The following is a 19,112-nucleotide window of genomic DNA, read 5'->3' on the forward strand; positions in this document are numbered from 1 at the left end:
GCTTGCCGTCGCTTTCCTTCGGGAGGGTGACGGCCCGCACCTGACGCGCTAGGGCGGCATCATGTCCAAACTTCCAGTCGTCGCGATCGTCGGCCGTCCCAATGTCGGCAAGTCGACGCTGTTCAATCGCCTCGTCGGCAAGAAGCTCGCGCTCGTCGACGATCGTCCCGGCGTCACACGCGACCGGCGTGAGGGCGACGCGCACCTGATCGGGCTCGATTTCCGCATCGTCGATACCGCGGGCTATGAGGATCACGACGCGCAGACGTTGCCCGGCCGGATGCGTCAGCAGACCGAGGCGGCGGTGGCGCAGGCTGACGTCGCCCTGTTCATGGTCGATGCCCGTGCGGGGATCGTGCCGCTCGACGAAGAGATCGCTCGCTGGCTGCGCGCGTCCACCACGCCCGTGGTGCTGGCCGCCAACAAGGCAGAAGGAAGCGCCGGCGATCAGGGCGTGCTGGAGGCGCTGGCGCTGGGCTTCGGCGACCCGGTGCAGGTGTCCGCCGAACATGGCGAAGGCATGGGCGATCTGTTCGAGGCGCTGCTTCCGCTGCTCGATGCGGTCACCGCGGCGGACGACGTCGCACCGGAGGATGAGGACGAGGTCTATGACGGCCCGTTGAAGCTCGCGATCGTCGGCCGCCCCAATGCGGGCAAGTCCACGCTCGTCAACCGCATGCTGGGCGAAGACCGGATGATTACCGGACCCGAGGCCGGGATCACGCGGGATTCGATCGCGGTCGACTGGCTGTGGGAACCGGCCGGGGGCGAGGCCCGCAAGGTGCGGCTGATCGACACCGCGGGCATGCGCAAGCGCGCCAAGGTGCAGGACAAGCTGGAGAAGATGTCGGTCGCCGACGCGCTCCACGCCGTCGATTTTGCCGAGGTGGTGGTGCTGCTGCTCGACGCCACGCTGGGGCTCGAGGGGCAGGATCTGCGCATCGCGGACCGGGTGCTGGAGGAGGGCCGTGCGCTCGTCATCGCGCTCAACAAATGGGATGTGGCCGAGAATGCGTCGTCGCTCTTCAACGGCGTGAAGCGTGCGCTGGAAGACGGGCTCAGCCAGGTGAAGGGGGTGAGCGTGATGACCGTCTCCGCCGCCACCGGCAAAGGCATCGACCAACTGATCCAGGCCTGTTTCGACGTGCGCGAAGCGTGGTCGCGGCGGGTGGGAACGGGCGAGCTGAACCGCTGGTTCGAACGCGCGATCGAGGCCAATCCGCCGCCCGCACCGGGCGGCAAGCGGGTCAAGCTGCGCTACGTCACGCAGGTGAAGACGCGTCCTCCAACCTTCGTCATCTTTGGTACGCGCGTCGATCAATTGCCCGCGAGCTACGAGCGCTATCTGGTCAATTCGATGCGCCGCGATTTGGGCTTCGGCGCGGTGCCCGTGCGGATCACGATGCGCGCGCCCAAGAATCCGTTCGATCAGGCGAAATAACCGGCGAAGTTCTCCGAAGAAACCTTGTGTTTACTTCGAGCCGCTAACCCGAGGTCTGTGCTTTGGGGCCAAAGGAGGTCCGATCGGGAGAAAGCCGTGTCGTTCGAGGGAAGCACCCTGGTGGATTGGGCGGCCTATGCGCACGCCCGTGCGGAGCTGGGCGGCGGCTTCGTCCGCATTCTGGGCTATTTTCGCGAGGACGGCGTAAAATCGGTCGCCGCGATCGAGGCGGCAATGCGCGCCCAATCCGCGGCGGCGATGGTGATCCCGGCGCACACGCTGAAGGGCGAGGCGCGGCAGTTCGGGGCCGAGCCGCTGGCGGCACTGGCCGAAGAGATCGAAGGCATCGCGCGCGATTGCGTCGAGCTGCACGACACGCCCGAGGATGCGCTGACGCCCGTCGCCCGGCTGCGTCCACTGTTCGAGGAAACACTGGCGCTGCTGGAGCGCGAGGCCAATCCATTGGTGGCGCGTCGCCCGGCAGCGGGCGGCGGATTTGGCCGGCGGCCCACCGGCGGCTTCGGTCGGGCATAAAGCCCGGCCTGCTCCTTCAGCCCTTCAGATACGGCGCCGCGCCGGTCTTGGGCGAATCATGCTCCGAAATAGAGTTGAGCTGCACGTAATTGTGGATCCCCATCCGTGCGATCATCTCGAACTGCCGCTCGAGCGTATCGACATGCTCTTCCTCGCTCGCCAGGATCCGCGCGAACAGATCGCGGCTGACATAGTCCTTCACCTGCTCGCAATAGGCGATCGATTCCTTGAGTTGATCGACCGCTTCCATCTCCATCGCAAGATCGGATTTGAGCACTTCCTCGACCGTTTCGCCGATGCGCAGGCGACCAAGCAATTGAAAATTGGGCAAACCGTCGAGATAGAGAATACGCTCCGACAGCCAGTCGGCGTGCTTCATCTCGTCGATGGATTCCATCCGCTCATATTGGGCGAGCTTGTAGACGCCCCAATGATCGAGCATGCGGTAATGAAGCCAATATTGGTTGATCGCAGTCAGTTCGTTACGGAGCGCTTCGTTCAGATAGTCCAAGACCCGCGGGTCGCCTTTACCGGCCATGGTGATCTCCCTTGGATCCTATGTAGCCCCCACGGTTAGACTTGGACAAGTCGGAATCTTGCGGGTTCAGGCCGCGTTTATTGTTGCAAACGCTACGCAGCCGCGCGTTCGGCATCGATGATCGCCCGCGTAAACGAGGCGCATTGGCCGCATTTGGGCTGGCGGCCGAGCGAACGAAACGTCTGACAGGGCGTCTGACATCCCCCACGCGCGCACGCGCGGACATCGCTTTCCCGTATCGCATTGCAAACGCAGACAACCATGGCTGCTCCTTTTCGAGATCAATATGCCGCTAATGCGAACAACTCGCAAGACATATTGCGCCTAAGTCGCAGCAGCATCCTCATCTTATCGGATTTGCGCCACGCATCGGCTGCCAGGCGAGGCGCGCAAGGCTGCGCCATAGCCATTCGAGCGGGCCATAGCGGTATCGCGTTAGCCAGGGTCTGGATCCGGCCAGTATGACGACCCATGTAGCCACGACCGCGGCGTAGAGTTGCGCCCGGCCCAAGCGGTCGAACAGGCCGAGGCCATAGCCATAGAAGATGGTAGTGCAGACGAGCGTCGTGCCGAGATAATTGGTGAACGCCATCCGGCCGGCGGCGGCAAAGCGGCGCGTCCACCAACCGCCGGCTCGTGCAAGCGCCATCACCAGCGCGGCGTAGCCGAGCACCATCGGCACGTGGATCGGCGTCGCCAGGGGGAGCGCGGCCAGGAACACCGCGCGCGGATCGAAGCCCCATGCCCGATCGAAAGCCGCCAGCGCGATCGATAGCGGCACCGTCATCGCCAGCAACGCCACCGCAATCCGCGCATAGGTGCGCCGCGTCCATGCGCCGCTAAGGAAGCCGCTGCGCAGCCCCGCCATGCCGAGCAGCATATAGCCGAGCGTTTCCATGCCGCCCGCGGGGAGAAAGGTGAAGGGATCGGTGTTGGTGCTCCACCGCCAGGCGAGCAACGTGCCGAAGCTGCCGCGCGCCGCCGCCACTTCGCGCGCGACCTCGGCCTCCGTGGGTCGGCCGAAAGGCGAGGCGAGCGCCTGCCAATCCGCTACGGCGTTCGGCGATGCATGCGCCGCAAACGCCGCGGCATGGCGGCGGAACAGGTCGAGCGCGATGGCGGCGAACTCCAGCGTCTGCAGCGTGAATGCGGCGCCGGCCAGCAGCACCAGCCAGCGCACCCGAAGATGCCGGAACGCATAGGCGATGCAGCCGACGAGCGCATAATGCGTCAGGATGTCACCCCACCAGAAGAGATAGAGATGCACCAGCCCGAAGACGAAGAGCCACGCCATGCGCGCATAATGGACCTTCGCCGGATCGTCCCCCGCCGCCTCCGCACGGTCGATCACCAGCAGCATCGAGGCGCCGAACAAAAGCGTGAACAGCCCGCGCATCTTGCCCTCGACCAGCACGAAGGTGAGCGCCCAGGCGACGAGGTCGGCGCGGCTGGGGGTGCCGAGCGCGGCGGGGGAGAAATAGGCCGGCTCTGGCAGGCCGAAGGCCGCGATGTTCGCGGCGAGGATGCCGAGCACCGCGACGCCGCGAATGACGTCGAGCGCGGCAATGCGCTGCGACAGGGGCAAGGGGCGTGCAGTCATACGAGCCACGCTCGCACAATGTGGCGGGGCACAACAGGGCGGCGGAGTCTTCTAGCGTTCGATGGCGTCATTTGCGCCGTTTGCCCCGACCTTGTCCAAGGGCCGGTGCCGCACGCGAAGGGGGGACTGGATCAACTACAGTCCATCATGGTGCCGCGTCGGCTGCCGGTCCTTCCCAAAACGGGAAGGACCGGCCTTCGAATTAACGGGGCAGAACGCGCGTCAGCGCGCGGGCGCCGGGGGCGGTGACGCGGCCGTCGAGCAGCGCATTGACGTTCACCGGGCGGCCATAATATTCCTTCACCCGGCCCTGATCGTAATCGACGCCCGTCGCGCCCACCGTGGCGCCGGCATAGGCGCCCTTGATGTTGGTCCAGAGCACCGCATCGCCCTTGAACGTCGAGCCTTGCGCCGCGTCGGAATAATTGATGACCGACACGCCGGCGCCGGCGTCCAGCGCGAACTTGCGGGGGCTGCGGAACGCGTCGACCGCCTTGCGATCCATCAGCAGATAGACGATCGCGCCACCGGCTGCGCCGATCTGCGCCCCGATGCTGAGGCCACCGGTGTTGAAGAACGCGGGCGAGCTCCAACCGCCGGTGCGGTTGCGCGTCACGACGACGCCCGCACCGCCCTTACCGCCGATGATGAAGCCTGCACGGCCATATTCGGGAATGACGTAAAGGCCGACGGCGCGACCGATCAGCGGCGCGATCTTGCGATCCCGTTCCATCTCGACGACCACCGAGGCGGCCTTGTCGACCAGCTTCTGCGGGCCGTGCGCTTCGTCGCTCCGGGCGCTGTAATGGCGGGCCTGCGCGAGTGCGGCCGTAGGGGCGGCCATGCCGGCGAGCGCCCCGGCGCACAGGATCGCGGAGACGGTGGAACGGGTACTGGCCATGAGAGGCATCCTTTCGATCGGTTCGGCGACGACCCGGCACGGCTGGCCGTGCGGTTCGACAGGGGCTGAACACGACACCGGGCCCTGCGTTCCCGCCGCGCCTTCGAAGTTCGTGCACCAGGGCGCCGCCGCGCCGCGTCATGCCCCGGCGGCGTCTGCTCCCATCAGTGCGGGGAAAAAGCCCTCATGCGCCGCGCGCAGTTTATCGAGCGTCAGGACGAAATCGCCGGCATCCAGTTCGAAGACGAGGCGGCTCGCGATCGTCCGCCCGATCGGCTGCGCCGCGATGCCGGCCGCATCCGCACCGAGCAGGAAATCATAGAGCGCGTGATCCTCGATCGTTACGACATACAGCCCCTGATCTTCGGCGAACCAGGTGCCTGCGACGCCGCATTCGGCCGAGGTGTCGAGCATCGCGCCGATATCACCCGCTAGCGCCATCTCCGCCACGGCCACGGCGACTCCGCCATCGGACACATCGTGGCAGGCGGTGATCGCGCCGCTGGCGATGCCTTCGCGGATATAGTCGCCGGTGCGGCGCTCGGCCGCCAGGTCGATCGGCGGGGGCGGCCCGGCCTCGACGCCGTCGCGGCCATGGATCTCGCGCAACCAGAGCGACTGGCCGAGATGGCCGCGATGTTCGCCGACCAGCACGACGATGTCGCCGGTGCCCTTGAACGCGATCGTCGCGCTCTTGGTATAATCGGCGAGCAGGCCGATGCCGCCGATCGCCGGCGTGGGCAGGATCGCGGTGGCGCCGCCATCCTCGTCCTTTGTCTCGTTATACAGGCTGACATTGCCCGAGACGATCGGGAAGTCGAGCGCGCGGCATGCCTCGCCCATGCCCTCGATGCAGCCGACGAACTGCCCCATGATCTCGGGGCGCTGCGGATTGCCGAAATTCATGCAGTCGGTGGTGGCGAGCGGCGTCGCACCCACCGCGGTCAGGTTGCGCCAGCATTCCGCAATCGCCTGTTTGCCGCCCTCATAGGGGTCGGCGAAGCAGTAGCGCGGCGTGCAATCCGTGCTGATCGCCAGCCCCTTCTGCGTGCCGTGAACGCGCACCACCGCCGCGTCGCCGCCGGGCCGCTGCACCGTGTCCGCGCCGACCATGTGGTCATATTGCTCCCAGATCCAGCGCCGGCTGGCGATGTCGGGCGAGGCCATCAGCGCGAGCAGATCGGCGGCGGGGTCGGTACAGGCCGGCACGTCGCCCAGCGGGGCAGGGGGCATGGTCTTTACATGCGGGCGATCATAGGCGGGCGCATCGTCGGCAAGCGGGCCGAGCGGGATGTCGCACACCGTCTCGCCCTTGTGGGTCAGCACCATGCGGCCGGTGTCGGTCACGCGGCCGATCACCGCGAAGTCCAGCTCCCATTTGCGGAAGATCGCCTCCGCTTCCGCCTCGCGGCCGGGTTTCAGCACCATGAGCATCCGCTCCTGGCTTTCGCTCAGCATCATCTCGTAAGGCGTCATGCCCGTCTCGCGCTGCGGCACGTCGTCCATCACCAATTCGATGCCGACGCCGCCCTTCGACGCCATTTCGACCGACGAGGAGGTGAGCCCGGCCGCGCCCATGTCCTGGATGGCGACGATCACGTCGGTCGCCATCAGCTCGAGGCACGCCTCGATCAGCAGCTTTTCGGTGAAGGGATCGCCCACCTGAACCGTCGGGCGCTTCTCGTCGCTGTCCTCGTCGAAGCTGGCGGAGGCCATGGTCGCGCCGTGGATGCCGTCGCGGCCGGTCTTGCTGCCGACATAGACGATTGGATTGCCGATCCCGCTGGCGGCGGAGTAGAAGATCTTGTCGGTATCCGCGATCCCCACGGTCATCGCGTTGACGAGGATGTTCCCGTCATACGCCTTGTGGAAATTGACCTCGCCGCCGACGGTCGGCACGCCGACGCAATTGCCGTAGCCGCCGATGCCATGGACGACGCCGGCGATCAGGTGGCGCATCTTGGGATGATCGGGCGCCCCAAAGCGCAATGCGTTCATGTTGGCGACCGGCCGTGCGCCCATCGTGAACACGTCGCGCAGGATCCCGCCCACGCCCGTTGCCGCGCCCTGATAAGGCTCGATATAGGAGGGATGGTTGTGGCTCTCCATCTTGAAGATCGCCGCCTGGCCGTCACCGATATCGACGACGCCGGCATTCTCGCCGGGGCCGCAGATCACCTGCGGGCCGGCGGTCGGCAGCGTCTTCAGATGGATGCGCGAAGATTTGTAGCTGCAATGCTCGGACCACATCACCGAGAAGATGCCCAGCTCCACGAGGTTCGGCTCGCGGCCGAGCGCGTTGAGGACGCGGGCATATTCGTCGGGGGACAGGCCGTGTTCGGCGACGATCTGGGGCGTGATGGCGGTCATGCCGAGGCTTTAGCGGGGAGGCTCGGCCGCGTCACCCCGGCCATGATTTGGGATATGCGTTTTCAAAGGCGCGGATCGCTCTTGCCGGTCGATCGTTACACATCCGATCCGACACGCGGCATCCCGCCGCGTGGTCGTCGCGAGGAGGATGTCTTGATAGCAGCCCGATTTCACACCCGCGGCATCGTCGCGGGCATTGCATGCGCCCTGCTGTCCGTCGCGCCCTTGAGCGCACAATCGGTCGGGTATATCCTGTCGCAGCCCGCGCGCGACGTGGGATTGGCGAAGACGCGGATTCCGCCCTTGCTCGTGCGGACGAGCGAGGCGCCCTATTCGACCGCGGGAACGGGAAGCTGCGCGGCCATCGCAGAGTCGATCGCCGCGCTGACCCACGTCATCGGCCCCGATTTTTCCACTTCGCCGTCGACCAACAGGCAGAACATGGCGGAGATCGGCAGCAGCGCGATCGTCAACTCGCTGATCCCCTTCCGCGGCATCGTTCGCGAAGTGAGCGGTGCGAGCGCGGCGGAGCGGCGCAAGACCGCGGCGATCGATGCCGGTATCGCCCGGCGCGGCTTCCTTCGCGGGTTGCAGAGCGCGCGCCGCTGCCGGCGGTGATACCTAGACGTAGGGCGGTTGGGTGTATCCGGCCGGACTGAGCGTGAAGATCTCGCAGCCCTCCTCGGTGATGCCGATCGAATGTTCGAACTGCGCGCTGAGCGAGCGGTCGCGTGTCACTGCGGTCCAGCCGTCGTCGAGCAGCTTCACGTCGGGCCGGCCGGTGTTGATCATCGGCTCGATAGTGAAGATCATGCCGGGCTTCAGTTCGGGCCCGGTGCCGGGCTTGCCGACATGCACCACCTCGGGCGCATCGTGGAACAGGCGCCCGACGCCATGGCCGCAGAAATCGCGGACCACGCCGTAACGGTGTTTTTCGGCATGGCGCTGGATCGCATTCGCGACGTCGCCCATCCGGTTGCCGGGCTTTGCCTGCTCGATGCCGAGCATCAGGCATTCATAGGTGACTTCGACCAGCCGCCGGGCCTTGAGCGGGACGTCGCCGATCAGGTACATCCGGCTCGAGTCGCCGTGCCACCCGTCCACGATCGGGGTGACGTCGAGATTGACGATATCGCCCGATTTCAGCGTCTTCTCGCTCGGGATGCCGTGGCAGACGACATGGTTGATCGAGATGCAGCTCGAATGCGTATAGCCCCGATAGCCGAGCGTCGCCGGCACGCCACCGCGCGCGAGGATGAAATCATAGACGATCCGGTCGATCTCGGCGGTCGTCACGCCCGGCACCATGTGGGCCGCGATCATGTCGAGCGTCTCGGCGGCAAGCCGCCCGGCGCGGTGCATGCCGTCGAACGCGGCGCGGCCGTGAAGCTTGATCGCGCCGGTGCGGCCCTCGGGCGCGTCGGCGGAAACGGTCATGTAATCGGTCATGCGAACGATATAGCCCGCCCGGCTGGGCTTTGCGAGAGGAGAGGGCTAGGGTCTGCGCCATGGCACATGAACGCATCTGGACCGCCGCGCTGGTGGTGATCGGCGACGAGATCCTGTCGGGCCGCACGCAGGATCGCAACGTCGCGCAGATCGCCGCATGGCTGGGCGTGCAGGGCATCCGGCTGGCCGAGGTGCGCGTCGTGGCGGACCGCACCGCCGCGATCGTCGAGGCGGTGAACACGCTGCGCGCGCGCAACGATTATCTGTTCACGACGGGCGGCATCGGCCCGACTCACGACGATATCACCGTCGATGCGATCGCCGAGGCGCTGGGCACCGGCGTCGTCCACCACCCGCAGGCGATGGCGGTGCTGGAGCGCTATTACGAAAGCCGCGGCGGCCTGACGGAGGCGCGGGCGCGGATGGCGCGTGTGCCGGAAGGCGCCACCTTGATCGACAATCGCGTCTCGGGCGCGCCCGGCATCCGCATCGGCAACATCTTCGTGATGGCGGGCGTGCCGCATATTACCGCGGGCATGCTCGACGCGCTGACCGGCACGCTTGAGGGCGGGCGTCCGGTCGTTTCGAAATCGATCGGCTGCTGGGTCGCGGAAAGCGAGGTCGCCGATCTGCTTCGCGAAACCGAGAAGCGCCATGATCGCGCGACGGAAGGCGGCGTGGCGATCGGAAGCTACCCTTTCTTCCGCGACGGCCGGACGGGCGCGAATTTCGTGGTGCGCAGCCCCGATGCGGCGGCGGTGGATGCCTGTCTCGCCGACCTGACCGAAGCGCTGGAGGCGGAAGGTCGCGTGGTGGCGCAGGGCGGGATCTGAAGCGCGCCGATCCGGACGGCGAAGGCCATCCGCACGGAATCAGGCTCTTACCCCATGCGTTCGCCCGCGCGGCACCCCATATGCCGTTCATGACCAATCTGACCGTCTGGCATGATGGCGGCTGCCCGCTCTGTCGCCGCGAGATCGCGTTGATGCGGCGGCTGGATCGGCGGGGCGCGATCCGCTTCGTGGATGCGACCACAGCACGGGCGTGCCCGCGCGATCGGGCGGCGTTGCTCGCGCGGTTTCACGCATGCGAGGATGGGCGGATGCTGCAAGGCGCGGCGGCGTTCGCGGCGATGTGGCGGGCGATCCCGCTGCTCCGGCCGCTGGGACTTGCGGCGCGGCGCCGCTGGGTGCTGGCGCTGCTCGAACGCCTCTACACGCTGTTCCTTCGCGTGCGGCCGCGGATCCAGCGGCTCGCCGGCGGGCGTGTGTCGTCGTGAGGCCGCGGCCTGATCCGGCGGGGCCGGGGCAGGAGAGCGTGTGGTCCTATCCCAGGCCGGCACGCGCTGAGCCGAGCGCCGCCCATATCGTCATCGCCCATCGCGGCACGATCGTGGCGGACACGCGGGCGAGCATCCGGACGATCGAGACGAGCCATCCGCCCAGCTATTACCTCCCGCCCGAAGCGATCGTGCCCGGTTTGCTGCGCCGGGCCGGCGGCACGTCGTTCTGCGAGTGGAAGGGAAACGCGGTCTATTGGGATCTCGTGCTGGGCGACACCGTGCTGCCGGGGGTCGGCTGGAGCTATCCCGATCCGAGCCGCGCCTTCGCCGCGCTCCGCGACCATATCGCTTTCTATGCCGCGCCGTTCGATCGCTGCACCGTCGATGGTGCGGTCGTCGTGCCGCAACCCGGCGAATTCTACGGCGGATGGATCACGCCCGATCTCGCCGGCCCGTTCAAGGGCGTGCCCGGCAGCCGAGGATGGTGAGACGATGAGCGACGACGGCGATCCCGATCCCGGCCGCAACCGCGCGGTGCCGCGCGGCCGACTGTCGCGCTTCGGCCAGTTCGGCCGTCTGGCAGGCGGCGTGGCGGGCGGCATGCTGGCCGAAGGCGCGCGCCGGATCGCCGATGGCGAGCGGCCGCGGGTGCGCGACATGCTGCTCACTCCCGGCAATGTCGGGCGCGTTGCGGATCGGCTGTCGCACCTGCGCGGGGCGGCGATGAAGCTCGGGCAGATGATCTCAATGGATGCCGGCGACATGCTGCCGCCCGAGCTGGCGGACATCATGGCACGGCTGCGCGACCGGGCACACCATATGCCGCCCGCGCAGTTGCAGCAGGTGCTGGCACGCGAATGGGGGATGGATTGGCGACGGCGCTTCACGCGGTTCGACGCGACGCCGCTGGCCGCCGCGTCGATCGGGCAGGTGCACCGCGCGATTACGCGCGACGGCCGCGATCTGGCGATCAAGGTGCAATATCCGGGCGTGCGCGAGAGCATCGATGCGGATGTCGACAATGTCGCCACGCTGCTGCGCGTCTCCAGGCTGCTACCGCGGCGGATCGATATCGCGCCGCTGCTCGCCGAGGCCAAGCGGCAATTGGCGGAGGAAGCGGATTACGCCCGCGAGGGCGAGCAGATGACGCGGTTCGGCGCGCTGCTGGCCGACCGCCCGGCCTATGTCGTGCCCGTGCTCGACCGCGAGTTCACCACCGAACGCGTGTTGGCGATGAGCTATGTCGCGGGCGCTCCGATCGAATCGCTGGCGGAGGCACCTCAGGACGAGCGCGATCGGGCGATGCACGCGCTGATCGATCTGGTGCTGGGCGAATTGTTCGCCTTCGGGCTGATGCAGACCGATCCCAATTTCGGCAACTACCGCTACCAGCCCGAGAGCGGCCGGCTCGTCCTGCTCGATTTCGGCGCGGCGCGTGCCGTCGGCGCCGGCACGTCCGAGGCGTATCGGCGGCTGATCCGGGCGGGCCTCGCGGGCGACATCGGCGGCGTGCGCGACGCGGCGCTCGCGGCGGGGTTTCTGGGGCCGGAAGCGGTGGCGCGGCACGGGCCCGCGATCGACCGGATGATCGCGGTGATCGTCGGCGAACTCGGGCGGGCCGGGCCGTTCGATTTCGGCGACCGCGCCTTTGTCGGCTCGCTGCGCGAGGAGGGCGCGGCGATCGCCGCGGATCAGGCGACCTGGCACCTGCCGCCGATCGACCTGCTGTTCGTCCAGCGCAAGATCAGCGGCACCGCGCTGCTCGCCGCGCGGCTGAAGGCGCGGGTGGACGTGCGCGCGATGCTCGATGCCCGATTGCGGACGGACGCGGGCGAAACGCCGCGTCCCGCCGAGCCGCTTGCGCCGGCCGGGAGCGGCAGCTAGAGGTCTCGGCATCGCGGGTGTAGCTCAATGGCAGAGCAGAAGCTTCCCAAGCTTACGACGAGGGTTCGATTCCCTTCACCCGCTCCATCTTTGCAGTAAGTGCCCCGGCGGATCGCGCCCGCGCCATCTGCTCGTCCGTCAGTCGATAAAGATCGCTTAACTGTGGTCTTCTCGCGGGGCCCAAATCAGATCGCGACGCTCGCATCTATGAATGCTGAGCTGAAGTTTGCCGCTTCGAAGACGGCGTTTCTGCGCACTTGCAATAAATTCCGGGACCCAGCCATATGTTGGACTTGCGTGATATAGTGAATGGCGGCCTTCAAGTCTTCGCTGGAAAAGTTCTGCGTCATGGGCAGCTGTTCGCGTGCGATGCGAAGCTCGTCAGAATCGGGCATGTCGGCGCCGGCGGTGCAGCCGGGGGCTAGGCGTTCGGCCAAGGCCGTCCATGCGCGCCGTGCATCATACCAGATCGGCAATGTGAACTGTAGCGATTCCCAGCGTTCTACGGCGGTCGCCGCTGCGGCAAGCCTGTCTTCAGCCTCGTCGAGCGCGGGCTGGGTGGCGAGGAACGCGAGCATGGTTTCCATCTGCCCGATCCGTCGGCCGTGATCGTCGAGCGCAACACGATTGCTGTGCTGGAGGTCGCGAACGTCTATGATGTCCGTCCGGTCGGGTCTGGCGCGCCTGCGGATCAATGCATCGAGCGCGAGACAGGACCAGATCGCCACGGCGCCCGTCGCGATCGCCAGCGGTAACGCGAACATCGGATCGAGGTCGGCACGGATGGTCAGCCACAGTTCCAACCCTGCAGCCACGATCGCGGCGAGCAGGGCAACCGAGCGGGCCGGAAACGGCGAAGACATGCAGACGGGTCTCCATTGGAGCGTATCGCTGCCTCGCCTAGCAGCCGTTGGTAAAGGCGGACTTTATCAAGACGACGCGATGGCAAGTCGTTCCCAGTTTGCCGCCGAGAAAAGGTGCGCATAGATCGGACCCCATCCGCCGAGCGCCTGCAATCGCATGATCGCCGCGGCATCCAGTGCCTCAAGCCGGTCGCGGTTGACGGCGGCATAGTCGAGCAGCAACACCGGCTCGGCGTCATCCAGGGGCCGGTGATGGGCTTGGCGGGCTTCGAGCAAGTCGAAATCGTCGAGGATCCGTACCCAGTTTTCGGTTCGGATCTGCGCGTTCTGGTAGGATTCGCAGAATGCAACGACCGATCGCAGCGCGTCGGTCGGCTCACCGTCCGCGAACAGCGGCGTGGCGCCGGCCGAGGCCAGCCGGACGGAGGTTTCATCGACGCCCAACACCCAGCGGCCCTGATCCCTGTCCTCCACCAGCGCGAAGGGGTGACGGCGCAGATAGGCGGGTATGTAAGCACCCGGTCGGAACACCTCGTCGTTCGCGCCGACGAACAGGTTCCGATCGGCCGTAAGGCCCATCACCGCAAACGCCCGACGCGCCGGCCCGAAGAAGACGATCGGATAGTCGAGCGCCGCCCGTTCGAATTCATCCATCGTCAACGGGACGATCGCCGCATCGCGTGCAAAGCCGAAGGCGGCATCCGGCGCGAGTTGCAGGTCGCCATGACGTTCCGCCGTGACCAGCGTGACGTTGCCGTAAAGTGGCAACACACCCTCGATGAAGCGATCTGCGGGTAGCGCGAGCGTATCCATTGCCGTTTATCGATCCGTCGTGATGGTGACGCAAAGGGGTGCGTCAAGAAATTATGTCTCTCAGCTACACGTATCGCACAAGATTTAAAGAAAGAGATCGCTACTGACCCTGGGTCATGGTTGCGCTGGCCAGCATAACGCAAACGCAAATTGTCCGGTTTCGGGATAGTTGGCTGGCCACGCCAAAGTGTCGTGGCAACGGAGCGGTTAAGGTGATAGCGCCAGAGCCATTGTGATCGCGTCGGGGGGCCGGGCGGTCATCTATCGGGGGGGAATGCCGGTGCGTAATGTTGGTCAGCGCGGTCTTGTCGCGCGGTTGCTGGTCGAGAACGCCGGCCTGATGTCTCCCCGCGTGCTGGCCGCGATCGCGGTATCGGCGACCTCCTCGATCGCCTACGCGCAGACCTATCAGGTCGGAGACATGATCCTTAATCCGGCGACCGGCCTTGATGAAAAGGTCGTGGCTCAATTAAGCGACTCGGCGGTTCAGACCGATCAGAACAACCGCATCATCACCAAGACCGCGGTCAACGACACGTTCACCGTCGGGCAGGGCACCGAAGCGATCACGTACAAGGTCGAGTCCGTCACCACGAAGACGATCGGCAACACTCCCGTCGTCGTCGCCATCGAATTGAGCAACAGCAAGGATACGACCACCCAGACGGAACAGGTCGCCGCACCGTTGGCAACCGGCCCGGCCGGCGCGCCGGCTGGATTGATCCCCATCGTCGCCCCAGCCGGCAGCGCCAACACCGTGTCGATCGTGCAGAAGGGTGCGGGGGGCAGTGGCGGTCGCGCAGGCGCCCTGTTCGTACCGGCAAGCGAAGGCGGTGCGGGCGGTTCGGGTGCGCCGGTCGTCGCGGTGGTGTCGCCCCCGGCCGGCAATCCTCCCGCAAAGATCACGGCGATCACGGGCAATCCGGCTGGCATCTATGCCGCGAGCATCGGTGGCAATGGCGGCACTGGCGGCGGTTCGTACCTGAACCTTGCCGGCGGCGGCAAGGCGGGCGGCAATGCGGGCAATGGCGGCATGGTGTCGCTGACCGTCAAGCCGGGCGTGACGATCGAGACGTCGGGCACCGGCGTCTATGGCATTTTCGCACAGAGCGCTGGCGGTACCGGCGGTGCCGGCGGCCGTAACATAGGCACTACCGGCAGCGGCGGCAGCGGTGGCGTCGCCAGCACGGGCGGTGACGTGACGCTGGACAGCAGCGCCGACGTGACGACTTTGGGCAAGGGCGCGGCGGGGATCGTCGGGCAGTCGGTCGGCGGCTCGGGCGGTTCGGGTGGCAACAGCTACGTCTCGGTCGCGGGCGGCGGCAGCGGCACGATCGCGGGCGACGGCGGCAAGGTGGATGTGACGACGCGCGGGCGGGTGCAGACGTCGGGTGACAATGCCTATGGCGTGCTGGCCCAGTCGGTGGGTGGCGATGGCGGCAACGCGGGCACCAGCGGCGGGGTCATCGTGGCGACCGGCCTCGGCGGCGGTACGGGCGGCACGGGATCGGCCGTTACGCTGACCGCGACGGGCACGTCGGCGACGATCACGTCGGGCGACTATGCCACCGGTCTGTTCGCGCAATCGGTCGGCGGTGGCGGCGGCAGCGGCGGAGCCAGCGTTGCGCTATTGTCGCTGGGGTCGAGCGGCGGCGGCGGCGGCAATGCCGAGAGCGCCACCGTCCGGGTTCTCGACGGCGCGGTGGTCGCGACGCGTGGCATCGAAGCCGACGGCGTGGTTGCGCAGTCGGTCGGCGGCGGCGGCGGCTCCGGAAAGGTCGGCGTCGGCCTGGTATCGCTTGGCGGATCGAGCACCAAGGGGGGCAAGGCGGCCGCGGCGACGATCGAGAGCGGTGGCACGATCACCACCGCGGGCGTCGATTCGCGTGGCCTGTTCGCGCAATCGGTCGGTGGCGGTGGCGGCGCGGCGCAGGGCACGATCGGCCTGCTCGCGTTCGGCGGCAATGCCGGTGGCGGCGGTGATGGCGGCGACGTCGGCATCTCGCAGAGCGCGGCAGGATCGGTCACTACGGCGCGCGACGGCAGTACCGCGATCCTGGCGCAGTCGATCGGCGGCGGCGGCGGCACCGGCGGTTACGGCACGGGCGTGGTCTCGCTCGGCGGCAAGGGCGGCATCGGCGGCACCGGCGGAACGGTCACGGTCGTCAACGACGGCGCGATCAGCACCGGCGGCAATCTGGCGCGCGGTATCTTCGCGCAGTCGGTCGGCGGCGGCGGCGGCGATGGCGGTGCGGCGGGCGGTCTGCTCTCGATCGGCGGCGATGCCGCGGCAGGGAGCAGCGGCAATCTGGTCACGGTCGTCAACACCGGGTCGATCGCGACCGTCGGCGAGCGGTCGACGGGCCTGCTGGCGCAATCGATCGGTGGCGGCGGCGGCAATGGCGGCTATTCCGGCGGCCTGCTCTCGATCGGTGGTGCTGGCGGCACGGCGTCCGATGGCGGCACCGTCAAGGTGTCGCACGGGGGATCGATCACGACCGGCGGGATCGCGGCGGACGGCATCGTCGCGCAGTCGATCGGCGGCGGCGGTGGCAATGGCGGCGCGGCCGGGTCGCTCAGCAGCCTGTTGAGCATCGCGGTCGGCGGCAAGGGCACGAGCGGGGGCAAGGGCGGCGACGTCACGCTGGACTTCACCCCGATGACGGTGACGTTGCCCGGGCTCGGCACGGTACAGCGCACGTCCGCGATCGCGACGACCGAGGATCAGTCGCGCGGCGTGCTGGCGCAATCGGTGGGTGGCGGCGGCGGCAACGGCGGCGTCGCTGCGGCGGTGGGGGCCAGCCTGCTGACGAACGGCAGTTTCGCGCTGGGCGGCAAGGGCGGCGATGGCGGTGAAGGCGGATCCGTCACCGTCCACGGCCTGATCGACATCACGACGAAGGGCGACAACGCCCAGGGCATGATCGCGCAATCGGTCGGCGGCGGCGGCGGCAACGGCGCGCTGGCGGTGTCGGTGTCGGTCGCGGCCGGCCCGATCGCGGCCGGCGCGTTCGCACTCGGCATCGGCGGTTCGGGCGGCAACGGCGGCAAGGGCGGCGACGTGACCGTCGCCAACGCCGGCGGATCGATCGCGACGGGAGGCGCCTTCTCCAACGGCTTCGTCGCGCAATCGGTCGGCGGCGGTGGCGGCAACGGCGGTGCCACGATCACCGGCGCAGGCAGCGCTGCGGTGGGGTCGATCTCGCTCGCGTCGGGCTTCGGCGGCTCGGGCGGTCTGGGCGGTCAGGGCGGCATCGTCGATGCGGGCTTTGGCGGTTCCATCGCGACCACCGGTCTCGATTCGGTCGGCGCGCTCGTCCAATCGGTCGGCGGCGGCGGCGCGGGTGGATTCAACGTCGCCGTGGCGCTGAGCGGCGCGCTGGCGGCGGGTGGCGCTGCGGGGATCGGCTTCGGCGGCACGGGCGGCGGCGGCGGCAACGGCGGTGTCGTGACCGGCACGCTGGGGTCGATCAGCACGAACGGTGCCCGATCGGGCGCGGTCGTGGTCCAGTCGGTCGGCGGCGGCGGCGGCGCCGGTGGCTTCAACGTGGCCGCGGGCGGCGGGGTGGCGGGCGTCGCCGGCGCTGGCGCGGCGGCAGGATTTGGCGGCGCGGGCGGCGGTGGCGGCAACGGCGACAGCGCGACCGGCATCACCAACGGTACGATCACCACGCACGGCGAGCTGTCGAACGGCGTCGTGGTGCAGTCGGTCGGCGGCGGCGGCGGCGCGGGCGGGTTCAGCGTCTCGGCCGGTCTCGCGGCCGGTGGCAGTGGTGCGGGTGCGGCGGGCCTCGGCTTCGGCGGCGCGGGCGGCGATGGCGGCTTCGGCGGCACGACGACGGGTACGCTGACGGGTGCGATCGTCACCACCGGCGACCGATCGACCGGCGCGCTGGTGCAATCGGTGGGCGGCGGCGGCGGTGCGGGCGGCTTCAACGTCACTGGCGCGGTCGCCGGCGGCGGCGGGGCCGCGGCGGCCGCCAGCGTCGGCTTCGGCGGATCGGGCGGCAAGGGCGGCTATGGCGGCGAGGTGACGCTGACCCGGGTCGGCGATACGACCACCCAGGGTGCGCAGAGCAACGCGCTGGTCGGGCAATCGATCGGTGGCGGTGGCGGCACTGGCGGGTTCAACGTCACCGGCACGCTGACCGCCGCGGCCGCGGGCGGCGGTGCGCTTGGCGCATCGGTGGGCTTTGGCGGCGCGGGCGGCGATGGCGGCTATGCGCAACTGGTGCGCGGTTTTGTCACCGGCAACACGATGACGACGGGCGACGATAGCAGCGGCATGGTGTTGCAATCGGTGGGTGGCGGCGGCGGCGCTGGCGGCTTCAACGTATCGGCCGGCATCTCCGCAGCGGTGGGCGTCGGTGCCGGTGCGGTCAATGTCGGCTTCGGCGGATCGGGCGGCGCGGGCAAGAGCGGCGGCCGCGTCGAAGGCACGACCTTCGGCAACATCAGCACGCACGGCGATCGGTCGACCGGCGCCTATATCCAGTCGATCGGCGGCGGCGGCGGCGCCGGCGGCTTCACGGTGCAGGGTGGCCTAGCGATCAGCACGGGGGCTGCGGTCGCCGCAGGCGTCGGCTTCGGCGGATCGGGTGGCGGCGGTGGCGACGGCGGCGTCGTCGATTATGCGCTGACCGGCAACACGACGACGATCGGGGCGCAGAGCCTTGGCCTGCTGGCGCAGTCGGTCGGCGGCGGCGGCGGTGCGGGCGGGTTCAACATCACCGGTAATCTGGCCGGCGGCAGCGGTGCAGCGGCGGTCGGAGTTGGCTTCGGCGGGTCGGGTGGCGGCGGCGGCGCCGGCGATGCGGTGACGTTCGGCGTGACCGGCGACACCGTCACCCGGGGGCAGGCGGCGGGCGCGATCATCGCACAATCGGTCGGCGGCGGCGGCGGCAGCGGCGGCTTCAACGTGACCGGCGGCGTATCGGGCGGCGTCGGCGCGGCTGGCGTGTCGATCGGCCTCGGCGGATCGGGCGGCGGCGGCGGCAGGAGCGGCGACGTCCTCCTGACCGTCAAGGGGGCGACGGCGACCAGTGGCGAATCGGCCAACGCCATCCTGGCCCAGTCGGTGGGCGGTGGCGGTGGCGCCGGCGGCTTCAACATATCGGGAGCGCTGACCGGCGGCGAAGGCGCGATCAGCGGCGCGTTCGGCATGGGCGGATCGGGCGGTGGCGGCGGCAGTGCGGCCGGCGCGACGGCGACGATCGACGGCAACGTCACGACGACAGGCCGTTCGTCGGCGGGCGCGATCGCGCAGTCCGTCGGCGGCGGCGGCGGCGCCGGCGGCTTCAACGTCTCGGCGGTCGCGGCGGGCGGCGGCGTCGGCGCGGGCGCCATCGGTGTCGGCTTCGGCGGCGCGGGCGGCGGCGGCGGGTCGGGCGGGACGGCGACGCTGACGCTGAACGGACAGGTGCGGACCAGCGGCGCG

The 19,112-nt window shown here is 68.5% G+C and carries 16 protein-coding genes and 1 tRNA gene; 9 read left to right on the top strand and 8 right to left on the bottom strand.

Annotated elements, in window-relative coordinates; all coding sequences use genetic code 11:
- The first annotated feature begins 61 nt into the window (after positions 1-61).
- Complete coding sequence (der, locus tag L8H00_RS05630) at positions 62-1,441, top strand: ribosome biogenesis GTPase Der (RefSeq protein WP_242096250.1); 1,380 nt, start codon at positions 62-64, stop codon at positions 1,439-1,441.
- 96 nt (positions 1,442-1,537) lie between these two features.
- Entirely contained in the window at positions 1,538-1,975 is a 438-nt protein-coding gene (locus L8H00_RS05635; RefSeq protein WP_242096251.1) for an Hpt domain-containing protein, read from the top strand.
- A gap of 16 nt (positions 1,976-1,991) precedes the next feature.
- Here the strand turns inward: L8H00_RS05635 and bfr are convergent, their stop codons facing one another.
- The 5 genes from bfr to purL all read right to left on the bottom strand — a co-directional run bounded on the left by bfr (position 1,992) and on the right by purL (position 7,384).
- The gene (bfr, locus tag L8H00_RS05640; RefSeq protein WP_242096252.1) at positions 1,992-2,513 is read right to left on the bottom strand and encodes a bacterioferritin; all 522 of its coding nucleotides are present in this window, start codon (positions 2,511-2,513) and stop codon (positions 1,992-1,994) included.
- 92 nt (positions 2,514-2,605) lie between these two features.
- Positions 2,606-2,776, bottom strand: a complete 171-nt coding sequence (locus L8H00_RS05645; protein WP_242096253.1) for a (2Fe-2S)-binding protein — start codon at positions 2,774-2,776, stop codon at positions 2,606-2,608.
- A gap of 80 nt (positions 2,777-2,856) precedes the next feature.
- Positions 2,857-4,113: a DUF418 domain-containing protein gene (locus L8H00_RS05650; RefSeq protein WP_242096254.1), complete on the bottom strand. Its 1,257-nt coding sequence runs from the start codon at positions 4,111-4,113 to the stop codon at positions 2,857-2,859.
- Between the two features lie 202 nt (positions 4,114-4,315).
- Positions 4,316-5,014: a lipid-binding SYLF domain-containing protein gene (locus L8H00_RS05655; RefSeq protein ID WP_242096255.1), complete on the bottom strand. Its 699-nt coding sequence runs from the start codon at positions 5,012-5,014 to the stop codon at positions 4,316-4,318.
- 138 nt (positions 5,015-5,152) lie between these two features.
- Positions 5,153-7,384 carry a phosphoribosylformylglycinamidine synthase subunit PurL gene (gene purL / locus L8H00_RS05660; RefSeq protein WP_242096256.1) on the bottom strand — a complete coding sequence of 744 codons (2,232 nt, stop codon included), beginning with the start codon at positions 7,382-7,384 and terminating at the stop codon, positions 5,153-5,155.
- Between purL and L8H00_RS05665 the strand changes: the two genes are divergently transcribed.
- The gene (locus L8H00_RS05665; protein ID WP_242096257.1) at positions 7,349-8,002 is read left to right on the top strand and encodes a hypothetical protein; all 654 of its coding nucleotides are present in this window, start codon (positions 7,349-7,351) and stop codon (positions 8,000-8,002) included. The genes purL and L8H00_RS05665 overlap by 36 nt on opposite strands.
- Before the next feature lie 3 nt (positions 8,003-8,005).
- Here L8H00_RS05665 and map read toward each other — a convergent pair whose 3' ends face one another.
- The gene (gene map, locus L8H00_RS05670) at positions 8,006-8,833 is read right to left on the bottom strand and encodes a type I methionyl aminopeptidase (protein WP_242096258.1); all 828 of its coding nucleotides are present in this window, start codon (positions 8,831-8,833) and stop codon (positions 8,006-8,008) included.
- 59 nt (positions 8,834-8,892) lie between these two features.
- On the opposite strand from map, the gene L8H00_RS05675 reads away from it, so the two are divergent.
- The 5 genes from L8H00_RS05675 to L8H00_RS05695 all read left to right on the top strand — a co-directional run bounded on the left by L8H00_RS05675 (position 8,893) and on the right by L8H00_RS05695 (position 12,086).
- Positions 8,893-9,666: a molybdopterin-binding protein gene (locus tag L8H00_RS05675; RefSeq protein ID WP_242096259.1), complete on the top strand. Its 774-nt coding sequence runs from the start codon at positions 8,893-8,895 to the stop codon at positions 9,664-9,666.
- Positions 9,667-9,755: 89 nt separating this feature from the next.
- Entirely contained in the window at positions 9,756-10,112 is a 357-nt protein-coding gene (locus L8H00_RS05680; protein ID WP_242096260.1) for a DUF393 domain-containing protein, read from the top strand.
- Positions 10,109-10,603 carry a DUF427 domain-containing protein gene (locus tag L8H00_RS05685; protein ID WP_242096261.1) on the top strand — a complete coding sequence of 165 codons (495 nt, stop codon included), beginning with the start codon at positions 10,109-10,111 and terminating at the stop codon, positions 10,601-10,603. Before L8H00_RS05680 ends, L8H00_RS05685 begins: the two co-directional genes overlap by 4 nt.
- A 4-nt stretch (positions 10,604-10,607) precedes the next feature.
- Positions 10,608-11,999: an AarF/ABC1/UbiB kinase family protein gene (locus L8H00_RS05690; protein ID WP_242096262.1), complete on the top strand. Its 1,392-nt coding sequence runs from the start codon at positions 10,608-10,610 to the stop codon at positions 11,997-11,999.
- Between the two features lie 13 nt (positions 12,000-12,012).
- Positions 12,013-12,086: transfer RNA gene (locus L8H00_RS05695), tRNA-Gly, on the top strand.
- Positions 12,087-12,184: 98 nt separating this feature from the next.
- Here the strand turns inward: L8H00_RS05695 and L8H00_RS05700 are convergent.
- The gene (locus L8H00_RS05700) at positions 12,185-12,862 is read right to left on the bottom strand and encodes a hypothetical protein (protein ID WP_242096263.1); all 678 of its coding nucleotides are present in this window, start codon (positions 12,860-12,862) and stop codon (positions 12,185-12,187) included.
- 66 nt (positions 12,863-12,928) lie between these two features.
- Positions 12,929-13,675 (bottom strand): SapC family protein, encoded by a 747-nt coding sequence (locus tag L8H00_RS05705; protein ID WP_242096264.1) that lies wholly within the window; start codon positions 13,673-13,675, stop codon positions 12,929-12,931.
- A gap of 280 nt (positions 13,676-13,955) precedes the next feature.
- Between L8H00_RS05705 and L8H00_RS18780 the strand changes: the two genes are divergently transcribed.
- Positions 13,956-19,112, top strand: a 5,157-nt coding sequence (locus L8H00_RS18780) for a hypothetical protein (protein ID WP_277924282.1), incomplete at its 3' end; no start/stop codon positions are given.

This window comes from Sphingomonas sp. CROZ-RG-20F-R02-07, assembly GCF_022662335.1.
Taxonomy (GTDB): Bacteria; Pseudomonadota; Alphaproteobacteria; order Sphingomonadales; family Sphingomonadaceae; genus Sphingomonas.